This window comes from Mesorhizobium sp. ES1-1, assembly GCF_020164785.1.
Taxonomy (GTDB): Bacteria; Pseudomonadota; Alphaproteobacteria; order Rhizobiales; family Rhizobiaceae; genus Mesorhizobium.
Genome location: NZ_JAIUGX010000001.1, coordinates 328034 through 344404, shown reverse-complemented (window position 1 = coordinate 344404; position 16371 = coordinate 328034). Strand labels below are relative to the sequence as shown.

Genomic DNA, 16371 nt, shown 5'->3' with positions numbered 1-16371 from the left:
TCGCCCATAATGACCAACTCAAACGGATACACAAGGAATTTGCAGCTCTGTTTCCCGATGCCATTGTGATCGAGCTCCAGCTCAGATTCGCGTGGCGGATGCCGCCCACCATTGGGGATCTTCACCTTTCCACTTTATCTTGCGGTACAATTGATTCCCGGCTCAGGCTGCCGCCGACCATGGCGTGCCGCTGCGATCGATGAGAGATGCGGAAACAAAATGCTCCGTTGCCTAATTCTTCTCACATGGCTTGTGTCGCTCGCCCTCAATGCGCCAGGCCAACTATCCACTGACTCGGTTATTCAGTTGCTGGAGGGCCGGAGCGGTATCTATGCCGGAGCGCACCCCCCACTTATGTCGGCACTGCTCGGCATTTTCGACCACATCGTTCCTGGCACCGCACTCTATCTCGTCTTTGCGTCTGCCCTATTCTATCTACCATTGATGGCGCTGGCCGGCCGCGACAATCAACGAAGTTGGGCAAACTGGCTGTCGGGATCGCTCCTGCTCTTCTTGCTCGCTACCCCGTTGGTCTTGATCTCGCAGGGAGTAATCTGGAAAGACGTGCTCTTCGCCAACTTGTCGTTGAGCGCATTTGCCTCCCTCGTGCTGGCGCGGCGCAACGACGACCGTCGCCTCTTTTCTCTCGGTCTTCTTGCCTTGGCCTCGATCTTTGCCGGCTTGGCCGCCTCAACTCGGCAGAACGGGCTTTTTGTGGGTTTGTTCGCTGCAATTTCGATTGCGTTTGCTCAGTCGACCAATACTTCCCGAGGCCCCCGCATTGCCTTCGCTCTGGCTTGGGCTTTGTTGGCGAGCGGCATCTTTGTCGCCGCCAAGGTCTCGGTCGAGGCGACCGCCGTCCGACCGATCGGTAGCGGGATTTCGTGGGGACTGACAGTCTTGCACCGGTTTGACATTGTAGGGATGATCGTCCGGGGTGCACCACCATTCGAAACGACCCCGTCGTCGTCGCCGGAATCCGAGCGCATCGTTGCTTCCTTTCGGCACGACTACGACCCCAGCCGCATCGATACCATGGGGAAGAATGCGGAGTTCGAGGGATATTTTCGTGACTCGGGGAGCGTGACGCAACGCTGGTGGCAGATGGTGCGCAAAAACCCGCTCGCCTGGCTGGAGCATCGCGCGGCGGTGTTCCGATGGATGGTTGCGCCGCCCGATGTTCGACTTTGCCTGCCCGTATGGGTAGGTGTAGACGGGCCCGATACGACATTGGCAGAACTCGGGATCCACCGAGAGTTGCGGCCTCAGGATGCCGCCTTGTACCGCTACTCCACTCTCTGGTTCGATACCCCGCTCTTTGTCAACGGAGCTTGGGCGCTAGCGGCACTGACGCTTGCCGGAATAATCCTGATCCGCAAAAGGAGGGCTAAGACAGACATCGTCGTCTTGGCGATGCTGGCCTCAGGTCTTACCTTCGCTGCCAGCTTCGCGCTGATCGGCATCGCGTGTGACGTGCGCTACCTTTTTCTTCTTCCAGTTGTCTGTTGCGGTGCGCTGGCAGATTTGGCTTACGCGAGACCCCGTCATAGCTCGGTCGAGATGTCTCTATCGCCGCCGTCAGCGAGCGTTGGCCAGTGACGAGCATCGATGCCGGCGAGTGCCACTGCTTCCCGCGTGTCGTCCGCGAATAGCGCCCGCAACAGAGCGGTATCCCGAGCGCTGGGACCTCCCCCCGGCCGTGGATTGGGCATAGCCCTCATTTCCGGGACGTTTGGAAAGGGCTCGATCCCTGCAAACGCGGCGATTCGCGCCAGCGTTCCAGTTGCGTCCTCCGCCAGCGACCGCGAGTCCAGAAAAAGCAACTGCGAATGGGGAAAGAGCAGAAGCGCCCGACGGATCTGGGCCAAATAGAATCCCCGCTCAACATACGAATAGTCTCGCCACTCCGGCCCGAGCGGGGCAGCCGCGAAACGCCCTCGGCCAACTGTAATCGCTTCCGAAAAAGAGAAACGCTCTGCGCCGCGATGAACCTCCATAGACCAATGCGACCAGGCCCTGGCAATTGGATCACGCAGCAGAATAACGATCCTAGCGCCCGGGTTGTATCGACGGATCCGCGCCATCGACGGCCCCCAGAAACTGCTCACGGGTGTAGCCTCAAAACGTAGCGCCCTCTTCCCAGACGACGGATAGAAGCCGTGCAGGCGTTCATAAGGCGGGGAGTTCCATGCTATAGATTCATCATCAAAGAAATGGGTTTCCTTAATGATTGGGCCACACAACGAGGGGTGCATGCGCAGGTAGGCGTCGAGGCTTGTCGTCCCGGCCTTCTGGACGCCGGCGACAAAGAGGCCGACCTTCTGGTTCATCGAATGTCACGTCCTGGGCTCGCATGCAGGCTGTCGAAGAGCACTGCAAGCGCCTCGCTATCTTCACGAGGATCGCTCGACCGCCAAAACGGGTTCGCTGTCGAGAGACGTCTATGCAAGAATTCGGCTTCGAGGAGAGCAGTCTCACGGGCCGAGGCGGACAGCACGTCGGCTGCGATAGCGTCAACGCGCGCACGCTGTTCCTCCCCGTCACTGTCGGCAAGCGCCTTCAGTGCCGAATAGAGAGCCTCCAAAGGCTGCCCCAGCCTGAGCCCGAAAGTATCGATCGCTGTAAGACCGTTGTGGTGCCGCAGGCTGGCCTTCAGTGGCAGTTGCTCTGGATCGGATGCCCGCCACAATCCCGGTAGTCGCCTGATTAGCCCGGCTGTCGAGCGCCAGTCGGCCATCATGTCGTCATAACAGATTGTGACCCTCGGCAGGTCGCGGCTGTCGCGCTCGGAACTGATAACATGGCGTGCCCATAAGAGGCCGGAATAGGTCGCCGACATTTGGTCGCGACTTGCTAGGGAAGCGGCCACTTCTGCGGGATGGCGCAAAGCCAAAACCACCGAACACTCCATCCCCGACGCAGCGAGGACCTCGCGGGATAAGGGGAAGAAGCGGCACATGCGGGGATCCTTGATGAGCGGCAGGGCAGCCGTCGAGTAGTCTGCCTCCAGCGCCTTGGCCATCGACTGCATCAGCGCGCGGGCAGCATTTCCTGGCACCGCACTAACCGTGAAAGGCTTGACGTCGAACCAAACGCTGCCACCGGCTCGCAGCAACTCGTCATGGATTGCGACGAGCGCGGCCGACTCGAAATATCCTTCTGGATTGTCAGGCGCGGGCGGATTGAGGCCAATTGGCAAATCAGCCCCCAGGCAGGCGAGCAAATTGGCCAGCGCCGATGTCCCGCTGCGATGCATTCCGAGCACAACACAGGCTTGGCGCCTTCGCAACGAACCCAACAATCACACCTCCATTGCGTACAGAGAGAAAGCCCGCCACCTTGCTCTAAGAGCCTGTTTGGAAATTGCGCCAGGGCGGGCTGCAAATGGCGATTTCTGCGCTTCCGGCGCTCACCTACCCAAACGTACGCTCCGCTCCGGTTCTCGAAATCACCATTTTCGCCGCATCCTGACGCATTCCAAACAGGCTCTAACATGATGGCATGCTACGATCCGATTCCTCAAAGGTCCATCATCCGCGCCTCAGTGCCTATTTCTGGCTACCAAGGAAAAGGCGGCGCAGCAGGAAAAAATTGACCACGAACAGCGCCATCTCGAGCGCCAGTTTGAGCGCGGAGACGAACAGTTCGCCCTCGGACGCGAAGACGGAAAGAGCGGTGGCAACGATGGCAAAGTTGAGAATCGCGAGCGTGGCATAGCCTACTACCTCTAGCGAGGAGGGGCGGCCGGTTCGCCGAAACGAGAAGGACTTGTGCGCCCCAAATCCAAAAACTGCGGCCGCAAGCCGTGAGAGTAGGAGAGCCAAAGGCACCGGCATGGCGCGGTAGGCCATCAAGAAGATGGCGAGATCTACGACCCAAGTCCCTCCAGATGATACGAGATAGCGGAGTGCACGTCGACCGAGGAGAGAATCCAAGTCTTGCCCCAGTTTGGCCGATATCCGCTCCCTACGGGTCCGCATCAGAGTGCCAGCCCACAGCGGTCTGATGCGCGTCGTCTTGACGCAAAGAAGTCTTGCGCGGCGGACGGCGCAAGCGCGGATGAAGTGCCGTGCGTGGCACAGACTGGATATCGTAGTTCAGCGCTGCCAAAAGCAATTGGCAACCCACGATAACGGGCAGTGCCGCGAGCATCACCGTGCCGGCCGAAGCCGGGCTCGTCACCCCCCAGTTCGAAATGCCAAACACAGTGCCAAAAAGGAGTAGGCCAAATCCAAGGATTAATTCCACCGAGGCGGCACTGAAGCCACGAATGAAATAATTGTAGAGGATCCGCTTGCCGAAATTTCGCAGATGGCCCGCCGCGAACGGCAATATCTCGCGATGGGGAACGAGCCCACTGATCTCATCGCCGTACTTCGCTATCATAGGCACGTCGACCACTTTGGCGCCAAGGACAGAAAGCCGGAACAGAAGGTCGGATTCAAAAAAATAGCGTGTAGCAATCTTCTTCATCGGTAACAGCTCCACCACGCTCGCATGGATGGCCAGAAATCCGTTCGTAGGATCCATGGTTTGCCAGTAGCCGGTCGAGAACTTGCCAAGGAAGGAAAGCCCCGCGTTGCCGATCAGACGGACGATCGGCATAGCAGCCACGCTTTCCGTTTCGAAGAACCGATTGCCCTTGGCGTAGTCGGCTTCGCCGGCGGCAATGACGCCCACGAAGTTCGGGATCAGCGCTGGGTCCATCTGCCCATCCGCGTCCATCTTTACGACAATGTCGGCGCCGTCGGCCACAGCCGCACGCATTCCCGTCAGCGTTGCGCCACCAACTCCCAAGTTGTGGGGATGAGCCAACACCTTGACGCGCGCGTCTCTCGTCTGTTCCGCAACAAATGCTCCTGATCCCTCAGGGCATGCATCGTCTACTATGTAGATCTTATCGACTTCTGGCCCGATTTGTTCAAGGACCGAAAGAACGCGTGCTTTCACACGGTAGCAGGGCAGAACGACCGCAACCCTCACGGTCGCTGCCGCAGGCAAATACGCTTTTTTCATCGGATGCCTAGTCACAAAGGATATGCGCCTAGCATTGCAAACGAGAGGTCCGGGCAGACCTCCAGAGGCACTACCTATACCGATAAACAGCTGATGAATTATAGGCAAGGGAATGGGGCTGTCTCCGATGAGGCTCAAGCCAGTTGATTTCCGGTGCGGGCATCCGAACTGTCGTGTTAGTTTCTTGCGGCGACACCTTGTTTCGTCACGCCGATCGGCGCCTGACAGAATGGGCCTTCAACATCGGGTTAGCTTCTCTTGAGCGTACAGTATTTTGCGGTCGCCGATGCTTCGGCCGGGCTCCGCCGAGGAGGAGCCGGGGGGGCGAAGATGAGTCGAAGGTCGTCGTCCGTTTCCTTGTCGCGAAGGATCAGTTCAGTGCGGGGAATGATGAACTGACCGGTCCAGAACATCAGCCCCTCGGGCCAACATTGTCCGGGTCCCGGTACCGTCGAGCGAAGGTCTCGGCGATCGCGAGGACCGCAGCATGAATCGGCCCTGCGGTAAGGTTGGGCATGATCGACGCGTCCACCACAAAAAGATTGTCGAGCGCTTTGAGCCGTAGATCTGCATCGACAACGGCGTCCGCGTCCTTTCCCATCCTGCAAGTACCGCAGGGATGATGGTGTGTGATGACCGACTGCGCGATGAAGTCGTCCATCTCGGCCGCACTGTTCAGGGCGCTTGGCAGGAGTTCGCGCTCTCGCCAACTGGCGAGTTCATCTCTATGCCCGATTGCCCGTGCTGCCTCGAGAGCTTGGCGAAACAGCTCGCGGTCCCGGCCAGTTTGCAAGTATGCCGGGTCGATGATCAATCGATCCCCGAACTCAGGCCCGCTTATGCGAACGCTGCCGCGGCTCGTCGGATGGGTGATTCCGAACAGCAGCGTGTAGGCCGTGCCGGCTGCAGGCGCTTGGAAGCGTTCGGACACGATCGGGGCGATGCCGCAACCGACAACGATTTCAGGCTGGCCGCCGGCGGCGAAGTCGCCGGCGCGCATGTAGGCCATTGATTCGGAATGCTGCAGCCGCGATGGAGGGACCGGCTTGCGCGCGGCGTAAAGGTTGCCGGCGCCAAGCAGGTGGTCCTGGAGGTTTCGACCGACCCCGGCAATGTCGAGCAGGCAATCGACACCCGCTGCGTTGAGAACGTCTCGCGGACCTATACCGGAGCGCATCAGCAGAGCCGGGCTTTCCAGCGCTCCCGCGCAAAGGATCACCTGATCAGCACAGGCTTCGGCCGGGCCCTGTCGCCCCACGATTTCCAAGCCGCGGACCTGATTGCCTTCGAGTGTCAGCCGTCGCACCCGCGAACCCGTGACGATGGTCAGGTTTGCCCGCCCGCGGACGACCGGGGTGAGCCATGCGTCCGCCACCGTCACCCGGCGGCCCGCCCGGATGTTCAGCGAATTGGGGGTAACGCCAATCATCTCGCCGCTGTTATGGCCCTGGAGCCGGGGCAGGCCCAAGGACGCACCTGCCTCGATAAAGGCGCGAGCGACCGGGCTGACTTCTTCCGCGGGCAAATAGACAGGTAGCGGGCCTCCCTTGCCCTGGATGCCGTCACCACCGAGCGGATGGTCTTCGATCGCCCGGAAGGCCGGAAGAAGGCCCTCCCAACTCCACCGGCGATCGCCGGCCGCGTCGGCCCAAGCCTCGTAGTCCGAAGGATGGCCGCGCATGTAGCCCATCGCGTGCAGGCAACTCGAGCCGCCGATCAAACGCCCGCGCGCCCAGCGATGCACCCGTCCCGCGGTTCCGGCTTGCGGCTCGGTGCGGTAGTCCCAATCGTAGTCGCGACCTTGCAGCATCGGCCATGCGGCAGGGTTCCAGATGTCGGGATCCGTCGCTTCTCCGCCGGCCTCGATCAGCAGGACATGCCGGCCCGGCTCCTCGCTCAAACGTGCCGCGAGCAATGCTCCGGCGGAGCCGCCACCGACAATGACAAGATCGTAGCTCGAACGAAGGCCATCGTTGGCAGTGGTCATCATCCCTCCATCCGGGAGCTTGCGTTCTTCATTGCCGGCCTCAGCGGGACCAAGGCCTTGCGTATCGATCTGCGCGGGGACGCGCCGTCAGACGCGGATCGGTGTTCGACGAGTCAGGTTGCGCTGTCCATGGATCTCTTCGCGGCGGCCTTTGCCTTCAGGACGTGCTGCCTGGAGGCCTTGCGTGCGGCTTTCTCGTCGCCGGCGGCAATGGCCTCGTAAATCTCTCTCATCTCGGTCAGGCTGCTCTGCGCCCTGCCGTCAAGGGACATCGACCGTCCTCGAAAGAAACTTATCCTGGCTACCAAGCCGCGATGCACTTCTTCCAGCACCGGATTCCCGCAGTTGGCGAGTATGATCGAATAGAAATCCGCCGCCGTCGTGACCTGTGCCAGACTGTCGTTGCTGGATGCCGCCAATTCGAATGCCGACAGGGATCGCTCCAGCTCACGCAGCCGTTCGGCGGAAATCCTCAAGGCACATCGTCCCGCTGCCTCGACTTCCAATAATTCGCGAACTTCATAGATGGCGGTCGCCACCTCCCACGATAGCGCCGGTATCGAGGGCCCGCGGTTGGGAACGATCTCGATCAGGCGCTCCGCCTCCAGGCTGCGCAGAGCTTCTCTCAGGGACGGGCGGCTGATGCCGAGCTGTGTGCATAGCTGGCTCTCGATCAACCGGCTTCCCGGCTGGAACAAGCCGGAGAAGATAGCCAGACGCAACTTGTCTACGGTTTCCTGCTGCACGGTTCGGGGCGAGATTCGCAAATTCATATCGACTGGCATGGATCGGTCTCGCGGGCTCGTTCGACTCGTTGAATGGTACGCCCTGGTGTCCGACTTTGACAGCCGGATGGTCAAATTGTCAAATTTCAAGATTGTCTGACAATCCGCTTGACGACCATCGGCCTCCTATGATCCTTTTGCAGCAGACCGGCAGCGGCAAGGATCGTAAACATGGATGGGCTTTCCGGCCATTCGCAATCGCGACGCATCGACATCGGGCACATCAGCCTGAACGTCCGAGAGTCGGGCAGCGGCCCGCTGATGCTGTTCTTCCATGGAATCACGTCCAACTCGGCGGTCTTCGGGCCGTTGATGGAAAAATTGTCCGATCGTTTCACGACCGTTGCGGTTGACCAAAGGGGACACGGCCGCAGCGATAAGCCGGAAGTCGGCTATGAGGCTGGTGACTACGCCGATGATATCGCCGGCCTGATCCGGACGCTCGACCGTGGCCGCGCCATCCTTGTGGGACACTCGCTTGGTGCCAGGAATTCGGTTACGGCCGCCGCCAGATATCCGGATCTTGTGCGGTCCGTGGTCGCCATCGATTTCACGCCGTTCATCGAAGCCGAGGCCTTCGATGCGCTCGAAGCGCGCGTGAACGCCGGTGACCAGCTTTTCAAAGACATAGCGGCAATCGAAGCCTATCTGGCAGCCCGTTATCCGAACATTCCCGCAGACGCGATCAAGGTCAGGGCTGCAAGCGGCTATCAGCCGACCGAAGGCGGGTTGCGGCCGCTCGCGTCCCCGACCGCCATGGCGCAGACCGCAAGGGGCCTTCGGGCCGACCTGGCGGGTGCCTATCGGGACGTCAGCAGACCTGTTCTCATCGTTCGAGGCGAGGCCAGCAAGCTGGTTTCGCCGGCGGCGCTTGCCAAGACAAGCCGGCTGCGCCCCGACCTGCCTGTCGTCGTCGTCCCTGGCGCCGACCATTACGTCAACGAGGTCTCTCCTGAGACCACGCTGAAAGCGATCACGAATTTCATAGACGCCTGACGGCCGAACGCCGTCCCTTGCCAAGTGCCTTCCCTAGCCAAGTCATCCATTGAATGCAGCAGGATCAAAACATGGCCAACGTGAACACAACTTCCGGCAGAACGCGTCGGGCTGAGGTCGCCGGCGGCGGCTTCGCCGGTCTGACCACGGCCATCGCCCTGAAGCAGAACGGATGGGATGTCCGCTTGCATGAAAAGAGCGCGGAACTGCGGGCGTTCGGCGCAGGCATCTACCTCTGGCATAACGGCTTGCGCGTGCTGGAAGGGCTAGGCGCGCTGGACGAGGTTCTCGAAGGCTCACACACGCCTCCCACCTACGAGACCTGGATGCATAACAAGTCGGTTTCCAAGGAAACGTTCAATGGCCTGCCCTGGCGGATCATGACGCGCAGCCACCTCCACAACGCACTCGTCAACCGCGCCCGTGCCGTTGGTGTCGATATAAGGGTCAATTCCGAAGCCGTCGCTGCCGATCCGGCGGGACGCGTGACACTGCAGAGCGGCGAGGTTCTCGAAGCGGACTTGATCGTCGGCGCGGATGGCGTCGGTTCCAAGGTCAGGGACTCGATCGGTTTCGTCCAGGACCGCTGGGTGTCCAAGGACGGCCTTATCCGGCTGATCGTCCCGCGCATGAAAAAGGAGCTCGGTCATGGCGAATGGGACAACACCATCGACATGTGGAACTTCTGGCCGCGCGTCCAGCGCATCCTCTACTCGCCCTGCAACGAGAACGAGCTTTACCTGGGGCTGATGGCTCCGGCCGCAGACCCTCGTGGCTCCCGCGTTCCAATCGATCTCGAAGTATGGGTCGAGATGTTTCCTTTCCTCGAGCCATGCCTGATCGAGGCGGCGAAGCTTCAGACGGCCAGGTACGACAAGTACGAAACGACCAAGCTGGACAGCTGGACGAGAGGCAAGGTTGCGCTCGTGGGCGATGCCGCGCACGCTATGTGTCCGGCTCTCGCGCAAGGCGCCGGCTGTGCGATGGTCAACGCGTTCAGCCTGTCCCAGAACCTAGTGGAAGACTCCTCGGTAGAGGATGCGCTGGTCGCGTGGGAGAAGCGTATCCGCCCGATCACCGATCGCTGCCAGGCCCTGTCCGGCGACTATGCGGCAAACCGTTCCCTGTCGAAGGGAAACATGTTCACGCCGGCTGCACTGGAAGCAGCCCGGTACGACCCGCTGCGCCGTGTCTACTCATGGCCGCAATGATGCCGGGGAAGCCGGTCGCCAGTCCTCGGGCGTGCAGAAGCTGCGCGTTCCCCTTCAGGAGATGAAGATGCACTATTCCAGTCAAGTCGAGCGGGATTATGATGTTAGGGGCTGGTATTCCTCTGTGCAGGAATGCCGGCACGACGGCGGCGCGCCCGGCGAAACCCTCGTCAAGGTCGCGACCGGCGTCGTGATCCGCAATCCGTACGCCGGGAAGTTTGTCGCCGAATTGTCCGATCTGACCGATCCGAGTGCAGCGATCGGTCATGCGCTGGGAGAGCGTGCCGTCGCGCTGCTCGGCAACAGGCCTGTTGAAAGCTATGGCAAAGGCGGCATTGCGGGAACGGCTGGCGAGCAGGAACATGTCGTTGCTTGCATCACCACTGTGTTCGGCGATCCGCTGAGGCAGCAGGTCGGCGGCGGCAAGGCCTGGATCTCGTCGGTCAGCAAGGTGGCCGTTGCGGGGACGGCCATCGATATTCCGCTCGCCCACAAGGACGAGCTCTACATCCGGTCCCACTACGATGCGATCACCTTTTCCGTCCCGGACGGCCCGCGCCCGGACGAGCTGCTGATCTGCGTAGCCGTGGCATCCGGTGCACGCGTGCATCAACGCGTCGGCGGCAAAACCGTGGCCGACCTCAAGGCAACCGCCGTCTAGTCGATCGAATCTGAAAGGACGAATTCCTATGCCGCTTAATATCAAGGACCTGAAAATCACCTCGGCTGATTTCCAGCCGCTCGGCAAACTCCGCGACGAGCATGCTGGCGACAAGGGCAATGTGTTGCCCAGGCTCACGGTCAGCGGCGTGCCGGACGGAACCAAGGAGCTCGCCCTCATCTGCCACGACCCGGACGCGCCGCTGCCCAATGGCTTCACGCACTGGGTCGTCTACGGCATCGATCCCTCGGCCACTGACCTGTCGGACGCGCAGGAAAAGTACCGCGTTGGCCCCAATGGTGCCGGCGGCATGCAGTATTACGGTCCCCAGCCGCCCGCAGGCCATGGCCAGCATCACTATTACTTCTGGGTCTATGCTTTGGACACCAAGGTCGATGGAGCGCCGACCAGGGAAGAGTTCCTCGAGAAATATGCCGGAAACATCATCGAGCAGAACCGGATCGTCGGCATATACGAAAACAAGTGAAACGTGCGGTCTCGGCGATCGATAACAAGAATAAGAATGATCGCCGCAGCAGCATTGATGGGAGATTTCAGGAATGACAGACAGAAAAGCCGATCATCAGAAGATTTTTGAGGAGCTGGTTACGGCCACCAAAATCCTCATAAACGAAGGGATCATGGATACATTCGGCCACATCAGTGCCCGTCTTCCGGACGATCCACAAAGCTTCTTCCTCGCACAGAAGCTTGCTCCAAGCGTGATAACGGTCGATGATATCCAGCGTTTCAACCTTGACGGTGAGACGTCGGACAATCGCCCTTCCTATCTGGAACGCTATATCCACAGCGAAATCTACAAGGCGCGTCCCGACGTTCAATGCGTGCTCCATACCCATTCTCCCGCTGTCCTGCCTTACTGTTTCGTCGACCAGCCGCTTCGGCCGGTCACCCATATGGGCGCTTTTCTCGGCGATGCCGTCCCTGTCTACGAGATCCGCGACAAGCACGGTGACGACACTGATCTCTTCGGCGGCAGCCCGAGCGTCTGTCGGGACATCGCCGAAAGCCTCGGAAGCTATCCTGTCGTGCTCATGGCGCGTCACGGCGTCGTTAATGTGGGCAATTCCGTCAGGGAGGTTGTCTTCCGCGCCTTCTACCTTGAGCAGGAGGCGGCTGCCCTTACGGCCGGCCTGCGGATCGGCACGATCAAGTACCTGTCGCCGGGCGAGATCAATGCGGCGGGAAAGCTAGTCGGCGCGCAGATCGACCGGGGATGGGATCACTGGTCGCAGCGTCTTAGGCAGGCAGGTTTGGCGTGATGTCTACGGGTCTTTGAACTTCAGCTGGAAGAGCTGGTGCCTGCCAGGATTTTCCAGCCTCAATCTCAAGAGTTCTCTGGCGCCGGAGCGTCAGACGAAAGCAATGAAACCATGCCGCACGCGGAAAATTACGATTACATCATCGTTGGGGCCGGTTCGGCCGGTTGCGTTCTCGCCAACCGGCTGAGCGCTGATCCCAAGTGCACGGTGCTCTTGCTCGAGGCCGGGGGCTGGGATCGGGACCCAATGATCCACATACCGCTCGGCTGGGGCAAGATCCTGACCGAGCGTCGTCATGACTGGATGTATTTCTGCGAACCTGAAGACAATGTCGGCGGGCGCAGGGTCGAGTGCGCGCGCGGCAAGGTGGTCGGCGGATCGTCATCCACGAACGCCATGGCCTATGTGCGTGGCAATCGCGGCGATTACGACCGTTGGGCGGAAAGCGGCCTGAGCGACTGGTCCTACGACAAGGTCCTGCCGTATTTCCGCAAGCAGGAAACCTGGGAAGGCGGCGAAGACGCCTATCGTGGCGGCAGTGGTCCGGTCAGCACTCAGTTCTGCCGCTACAAGGACAAGTTGATCGACGCCTTCAGGCAAGCCAGCGTGCAGGCAGGCTATGGTCAGACGGATGACTACAATGGCGAGCGGCAGGAAGGCTTTGGCCGCCTCCAGATGACAATCGCGAAAGGCCGCCGTTCATCGACCGCGTCGGCTTATCTGCGGCCGGTCCTGAAGCGGCCGAACCTGACGGTCCTCACCGAAGCAAATGCAACCAGGATCGTGCTGGAGGGCGCGCGCGCCACCGCCGTCGTGGTCGCTCACAAAGGCAGCGAACGCACGGTCTTCGCCCGCAACGAAGTGCTGCTTGCCGGCGGCGTGATCAACACGCCGCAACTCATGATGCTGTCGGGCATCGGAGCGCAGGAGGAGCTTGCCGCTCACGGGATCCAGACCAGGGTCAACCTGCCGGGCGTAGGCAAGAACCTGCAGGATCATGTGTCGGTCATCCTGATGTACCGGCGCCGCACTCCCGGGCCGTTCCTGCGCAACATGCGCGCCGACCGGATCGGACTTGACTTTCTCAAGACGTACCTAACCGGTCGAGGGTTTTCGGCCGACGTGCCCGGCGGCGTCGTCGCCTTCCTGAAGAGCGGTCCGGGTCGGCCTTTGCCGGACGTGCAGCTCCTGTTCACTGCCGCTCCGCTCGCCGCCTGGCCCTACTTTAAGCCGTTCAAGGCGCCTTTCCAGGATGGCTTCGCGACGCGGGTTGTGGCCACGCAGCCTGAAAGCCGTGGGACGGTAAAACTGGCGTCGGCCGATCCGGTTTCGGCGCCGCTGATCCATCAGAACTTCCTCGCCTCGCCGAAGGATTGGGAGTCTCTAAGGGCAGGCTTCCGGGTGGCACGCGATCTCGCCGCACAGCCGTCCATGCAGCCATTCATCGAGGCAGAGTTCTTCCCGGGCCCGAAGTGCCAGAGCGACGACGAGATCGACGAACACATCCGGCGGACCTCGATCACGGTGCACCATCCGGCCGGTACCTGCCGCATGGGCGCCGATGAAGCCTCGGTCGTGGACCCGCAACTGCGCGTTCGCGGCGTCGCCGGCCTGAGAGTGGTCGACGCTTCCGTCATGCCCGACCTCGTCTGCGGGAACATCAATGCGGCGGTGATCATGATTGCCGAGAAAGCCGCCGACCTCATCGCCAGCTCAAGAGAAAGCGGGATACTGCAATGATCCAGCGTATCGCCATCATCGGCCTGGGTACGATGGGGCCTGGCATGGCGGCCCGGCTCGCCAGGGGCGGCCTGCAGGTCAGCGCCTACGACGTTGCCCCCGCGGCAATCGAGCGCGCGCAGACCATGTTGGGCGTGGCCGAGACCGTTCTCGATTCCCTGGATATCGCACCGCCGCCGTCCGGTGTTGGCACGGTGCGCTTCACCAATGACCTCAGCGATGCGGTTTCCGGAGCCGACCTCATCATCGAGAACGTGCCTGAAAACATTTCGATCAAGGCCGAAGTTTATCGCGCGATCGACACTCTGATTGCATCCGACACGATCGTTGCGTCCGACACGTCCGGCATCCCGATCACCAAGCTCCAGGAACACATCTCGCATCCCGAGCGGATGGTCGGCATGCACTGGTCGAACCCGCCGCACATCATTCCGATGATCGAGGTGATCGCCGGCGAGAAGACCGCCCCGCAAACCGTGGCTGCCATCCGCGACCTGATCCGCTCGATCGGCTTGCTGCCGGTGGTGGTGAAGAAGGACGTGCCCGGCTTCGTCGAGAACCGTGTCCTTTATGCGCTGCTGCGCGAGGCCGTCGACCTCGTCGAACGCGGCGTCATTGATCCCGAAGATCTGGATACCTGCGTGTCGTGGGGCATCGGCTACAAGATAGCCGTAATCGGGCCGATGGCGCTGCTCGATATGGCCGGCCTGGACATCTACAAATCGGTTTCGTCCTTCCTCAATGCCGATCTCTCCACGCGGGACGATGTGGCGCCGTTGGTGCTGGAAAAGACGAACGCGTCGAAATTCGGCATCAAGTCGGGCGAAGGGATGTTTTCCTACACGCCCGAGCAGACCAAAGCCTTGCAGGGCGAAAGGGCACGAAAGCTCGTTGCGGTGCGGCGAATTCTGGAGGGCCGGGAGTAGCCGATGGCGCATCATGGTCACAGGGGCTGCAGGGTTGCGGAGTTCGCTGCGGCTGCGATCCTTGCCATGCCTTACCTGCCGCGGCCGAACGCAGCGAATGGAGCGGCAAGCCATGCGCATTGAGACCATCCGGGAAGAGGGCGCCCGCCCGGCCCATTTGCATCCCGACGATTTGATCTCCGCCAAGGGCGTCTCGGTGGTCCTGGCAAGGCAGCAGGTGCTGCGCGACATAAATCTCTCGATACCGGAAGGGTCTTTCGTGTCGCTTATCGGTCCATCCGGCTGTGGCAAGAGTACCTTGCTCAAGGTCCTGGCTGGTCTCGTGGAGCCGACCAGCGGCGGTGTTTCGATAGCCGGGCTTTCGCCGGTGGAGGCGGCGCGCAAGCGCATGATCGGCCTCGTCTTCCAGGACGCAAATCTGCTGCCCTGGAAGAACGCGGTCGACAACGCATCGATGCTGCTTGGGATCGCTGACAAATCGCTTTCGCGCGCCGCATTGAGGGCGCGTGGCCAGGAAATGCTGGACCTCGTCGGCCTGGGCGATAGCGCCCACAAGCGTCCGCACGAACTGTCCGGGGGCATGCGCCAACGCGTCGCCATCGCCCGCGCACTGGCCCTCGATCCGGCGGTTCTGCTGATGGACGAGCCGTTCGGCGCGCTCGACGCCATCACGCGGGATTCCATGGGCCAGTCGCTGCTGGAGATCTGGCAGCGCACCGGCAAGACCATCGTGCTTGTCACTCACTCCATCGACGAAGCCATTCATCTGTCCCGCCATGTCCATGTCATGGGCATCAAGCCGGGACGGATTACCGAGAGCCTCGACATCGGCCTTCCCTATCCGCGCGATCTGGCCGTGGCGGAGGATCCGGAATTCGTGAGGCTCGCGGTCCAGCTGCGGGCGATGCTGCGCGCCAGCCATAAGCCGGGAGGCGTGTCGTGAGCGATCAGTCGACCACCCAACTCGCCGAGACGCGGCTGGCGTCGAACTGGAGCCGCGCGACGGCAAGCTGGCTTCCGGCTGCCATCCTTCTGCTGGCGACGGTGCTGGTGTGGGAAGCCACGGTCAGAATTTTCGCCATATCAGCGTTCATCATTCCCGCACCGTCCGAGATCGCGCGATCGCTGGTGGCCCAGTGGGACACGCTGATGCAGGCGACACTGGTGACAGCGGGCGAGATCTTGTTCGGCTTCCTCGTCTCGGTCGTGGTTGGCGTCGCCATCGCGCTGGTCATCGTGCGCTTCGACTGGCTTGGGCGAGCGCTCTATCCGCTGGTCGTGCTGTTCCAGAATGTACCGAAGGTGGCGCTGGCGCCGATCTTCATCCTCTGGTTCGGCTACGGGCTCGCGCCCAAGATCGGCCTGATCCTCGTCATCGCCTTCTTCCCGGTGACCTTGTCCATGCTCGCGGGCATGCAGTCCGTCGACCGCTCCCTTCTCTCGCTGATGAATTCCGTGGGCGCCAGCCAGACGCAGATCCTGTTCAGGATCCGTGTGCCTCACTCGTTGCCCAGCCTGATGGCAGGGACCAAGATCGCCGCGACGCTCAGTGTCATCGGCGCCATCGTCGGCGAATTCGCCGGCGCGTCGGATGGGCTCGGCTACGTCATCCAGTTCGCTTCGACCCAGCTCGACACCGCGCTGGTCTTTGCGGCCCTGCTCCTCGTCTCGGTGCTCGGCATCGCGTTCTACTACGCCGCCGAAATACTCGAACGCATCGTGGTGCCATGGGCACCGAAATTCAGTCAGTCCTAGTTACCCGGGAC

At 61.3% G+C, this 16371-nt stretch carries 16 protein-coding genes; 10 read left to right on the top strand and 6 right to left on the bottom strand.

Annotated elements, in window-relative coordinates:
• The first annotated feature begins 354 nt into the window (after window positions 1-354).
• Window positions 355-1599: a hypothetical protein gene (locus tag LB513_RS01475; protein WP_224661672.1), complete on the top strand. Its 1245-nt coding sequence runs from the start codon at window positions 355-357 to the stop codon at window positions 1597-1599.
• Here the strand turns inward: LB513_RS01475 and LB513_RS01470 are convergent.
• From LB513_RS01470 to LB513_RS01445, 6 genes are all read right to left on the bottom strand, one after another.
• Entirely contained in the window at window positions 1545-2330 is a 786-nt protein-coding gene (locus LB513_RS01470) for a sulfotransferase family protein (RefSeq protein ID WP_224661671.1), read from the bottom strand. The genes LB513_RS01475 and LB513_RS01470 overlap by 55 nt on opposite strands.
• On the bottom strand, window positions 2327-3301 hold the full coding sequence (locus tag LB513_RS01465) for a sulfotransferase family protein (protein ID WP_224661670.1): 975 nt from the start codon (window positions 3299-3301) through the stop codon (window positions 2327-2329). Before LB513_RS01465 ends, LB513_RS01470 begins: the two co-directional genes overlap by 4 nt.
• A gap of 247 nt (window positions 3302-3548) precedes the next feature.
• The gene (locus LB513_RS01460; RefSeq protein ID WP_224661669.1) at window positions 3549-3980 is read right to left on the bottom strand and encodes a GtrA family protein; all 432 of its coding nucleotides are present in this window, start codon (window positions 3978-3980) and stop codon (window positions 3549-3551) included.
• Complete coding sequence (locus LB513_RS01455) at window positions 3967-5016, bottom strand: glycosyltransferase family 2 protein (RefSeq protein ID WP_224661668.1); 1050 nt, start codon at window positions 5014-5016, stop codon at window positions 3967-3969. The genes LB513_RS01460 and LB513_RS01455 overlap by 14 nt, the downstream gene beginning before the upstream one ends.
• Before the next feature lie 412 nt (window positions 5017-5428).
• Window positions 5429-7003 (bottom strand): GMC family oxidoreductase, encoded by a 1575-nt coding sequence (locus tag LB513_RS01450; RefSeq protein ID WP_224661667.1) that lies wholly within the window; start codon window positions 7001-7003, stop codon window positions 5429-5431.
• Window positions 7004-7116: 113 nt separating this feature from the next.
• Window positions 7117-7749, bottom strand: a complete 633-nt coding sequence (locus tag LB513_RS01445) for a GntR family transcriptional regulator (protein WP_224661666.1) — start codon at window positions 7747-7749, stop codon at window positions 7117-7119.
• A gap of 210 nt (window positions 7750-7959) precedes the next feature.
• Here LB513_RS01445 and LB513_RS01440 point away from each other — a divergent pair, with 210 nt between their 5' ends.
• From LB513_RS01440 to LB513_RS01400, 9 genes are all read left to right on the top strand, one after another.
• A complete protein-coding gene (locus tag LB513_RS01440; protein WP_224661665.1) occupies window positions 7960-8784 on the top strand; it encodes an alpha/beta fold hydrolase in 825 nt (274 codons plus the stop codon).
• A 71-nt stretch (window positions 8785-8855) separates the two neighbouring features.
• Window positions 8856-9995 (top strand): FAD-dependent oxidoreductase, encoded by a 1140-nt coding sequence (locus tag LB513_RS01435; protein WP_224661664.1) that lies wholly within the window; start codon window positions 8856-8858, stop codon window positions 9993-9995.
• 31 nt (window positions 9996-10026) lie between these two features.
• Entirely contained in the window at window positions 10027-10656 is a 630-nt protein-coding gene (locus LB513_RS01430; RefSeq protein WP_224661663.1) for an amino acid synthesis family protein, read from the top strand.
• Window positions 10657-10684: 28 nt separating this feature from the next.
• On the top strand, window positions 10685-11143 hold the full coding sequence (locus LB513_RS01425; RefSeq protein ID WP_224661662.1) for a YbhB/YbcL family Raf kinase inhibitor-like protein: 459 nt from the start codon (window positions 10685-10687) through the stop codon (window positions 11141-11143).
• A gap of 73 nt (window positions 11144-11216) precedes the next feature.
• A complete protein-coding gene (locus tag LB513_RS01420; protein WP_224661661.1) occupies window positions 11217-11939 on the top strand; it encodes a class II aldolase/adducin family protein in 723 nt (240 codons plus the stop codon).
• A gap of 111 nt (window positions 11940-12050) precedes the next feature.
• Window positions 12051-13679: a GMC family oxidoreductase gene (locus tag LB513_RS01415; protein ID WP_224661660.1), complete on the top strand. Its 1629-nt coding sequence runs from the start codon at window positions 12051-12053 to the stop codon at window positions 13677-13679.
• Window positions 13676-14605: a 5-formyl-3-hydroxy-2-methylpyridine 4-carboxylate 5-dehydrogenase gene (gene fhmpcd1 / locus LB513_RS01410; RefSeq protein WP_224661659.1), complete on the top strand. Its 930-nt coding sequence runs from the start codon at window positions 13676-13678 to the stop codon at window positions 14603-14605. The genes LB513_RS01415 and fhmpcd1 overlap by 4 nt, the downstream gene beginning before the upstream one ends.
• Window positions 14606-14717: 112 nt before the next feature.
• Window positions 14718-15548, top strand: coding sequence for an ABC transporter ATP-binding protein (locus LB513_RS01405; protein WP_224661658.1), 831 nt, complete (start codon window positions 14718-14720; stop codon window positions 15546-15548).
• Window positions 15545-16360 (top strand): ABC transporter permease, encoded by an 816-nt coding sequence (locus tag LB513_RS01400; RefSeq protein ID WP_224661657.1) that lies wholly within the window; start codon window positions 15545-15547, stop codon window positions 16358-16360. Before LB513_RS01405 ends, LB513_RS01400 begins: the two co-directional genes overlap by 4 nt.
• Window positions 16361-16371: the final 11 nt, after the last annotated feature.

Bases quoted from the DNA above. Each gene is read 5' to 3' on its own strand.
- LB513_RS01475 (WP_224661672.1), top strand. From the start codon at position 355: ATGTCGGCACTGCTCGGCATTTTCGACCACATCGTTCCTGGCACCGCA.
- LB513_RS01470 (WP_224661671.1), bottom strand. From the start codon at position 2,330: ATGAACCAGAAGGTCGGCCTCTTTGTCGCCGGCGTCCAGAAGGCCGGG.
- LB513_RS01460 (WP_224661669.1), bottom strand. From the start codon at position 3,980: ATGCGGACCCGTAGGGAGCGGATATCGGCCAAACTGGGGCAAGACTTG.
- LB513_RS01455 (WP_224661668.1), bottom strand. From the start codon at position 5,016: ATGAAAAAAGCGTATTTGCCTGCGGCAGCGACCGTGAGGGTTGCGGTC.
- LB513_RS01450 (WP_224661667.1), bottom strand. From the start codon at position 7,003: ATGACCACTGCCAACGATGGCCTTCGTTCGAGCTACGATCTTGTCATT.
- LB513_RS01440 (WP_224661665.1), top strand. From the start codon at position 7,960: ATGGATGGGCTTTCCGGCCATTCGCAATCGCGACGCATCGACATCGGG.
- LB513_RS01435 (WP_224661664.1), top strand. From the start codon at position 8,856: ATGGCCAACGTGAACACAACTTCCGGCAGAACGCGTCGGGCTGAGGTC.
- LB513_RS01425 (WP_224661662.1), top strand. From the start codon at position 10,685: ATGCCGCTTAATATCAAGGACCTGAAAATCACCTCGGCTGATTTCCAG.
- LB513_RS01420 (WP_224661661.1), top strand. From the start codon at position 11,217: ATGACAGACAGAAAAGCCGATCATCAGAAGATTTTTGAGGAGCTGGTT.
- LB513_RS01415 (WP_224661660.1), top strand. From the start codon at position 12,051: ATGCCGCACGCGGAAAATTACGATTACATCATCGTTGGGGCCGGTTCG.
- fhmpcd1 (WP_224661659.1), top strand. From the start codon at position 13,676: ATGATCCAGCGTATCGCCATCATCGGCCTGGGTACGATGGGGCCTGGC.
- LB513_RS01405 (WP_224661658.1), top strand. From the start codon at position 14,718: ATGCGCATTGAGACCATCCGGGAAGAGGGCGCCCGCCCGGCCCATTTG.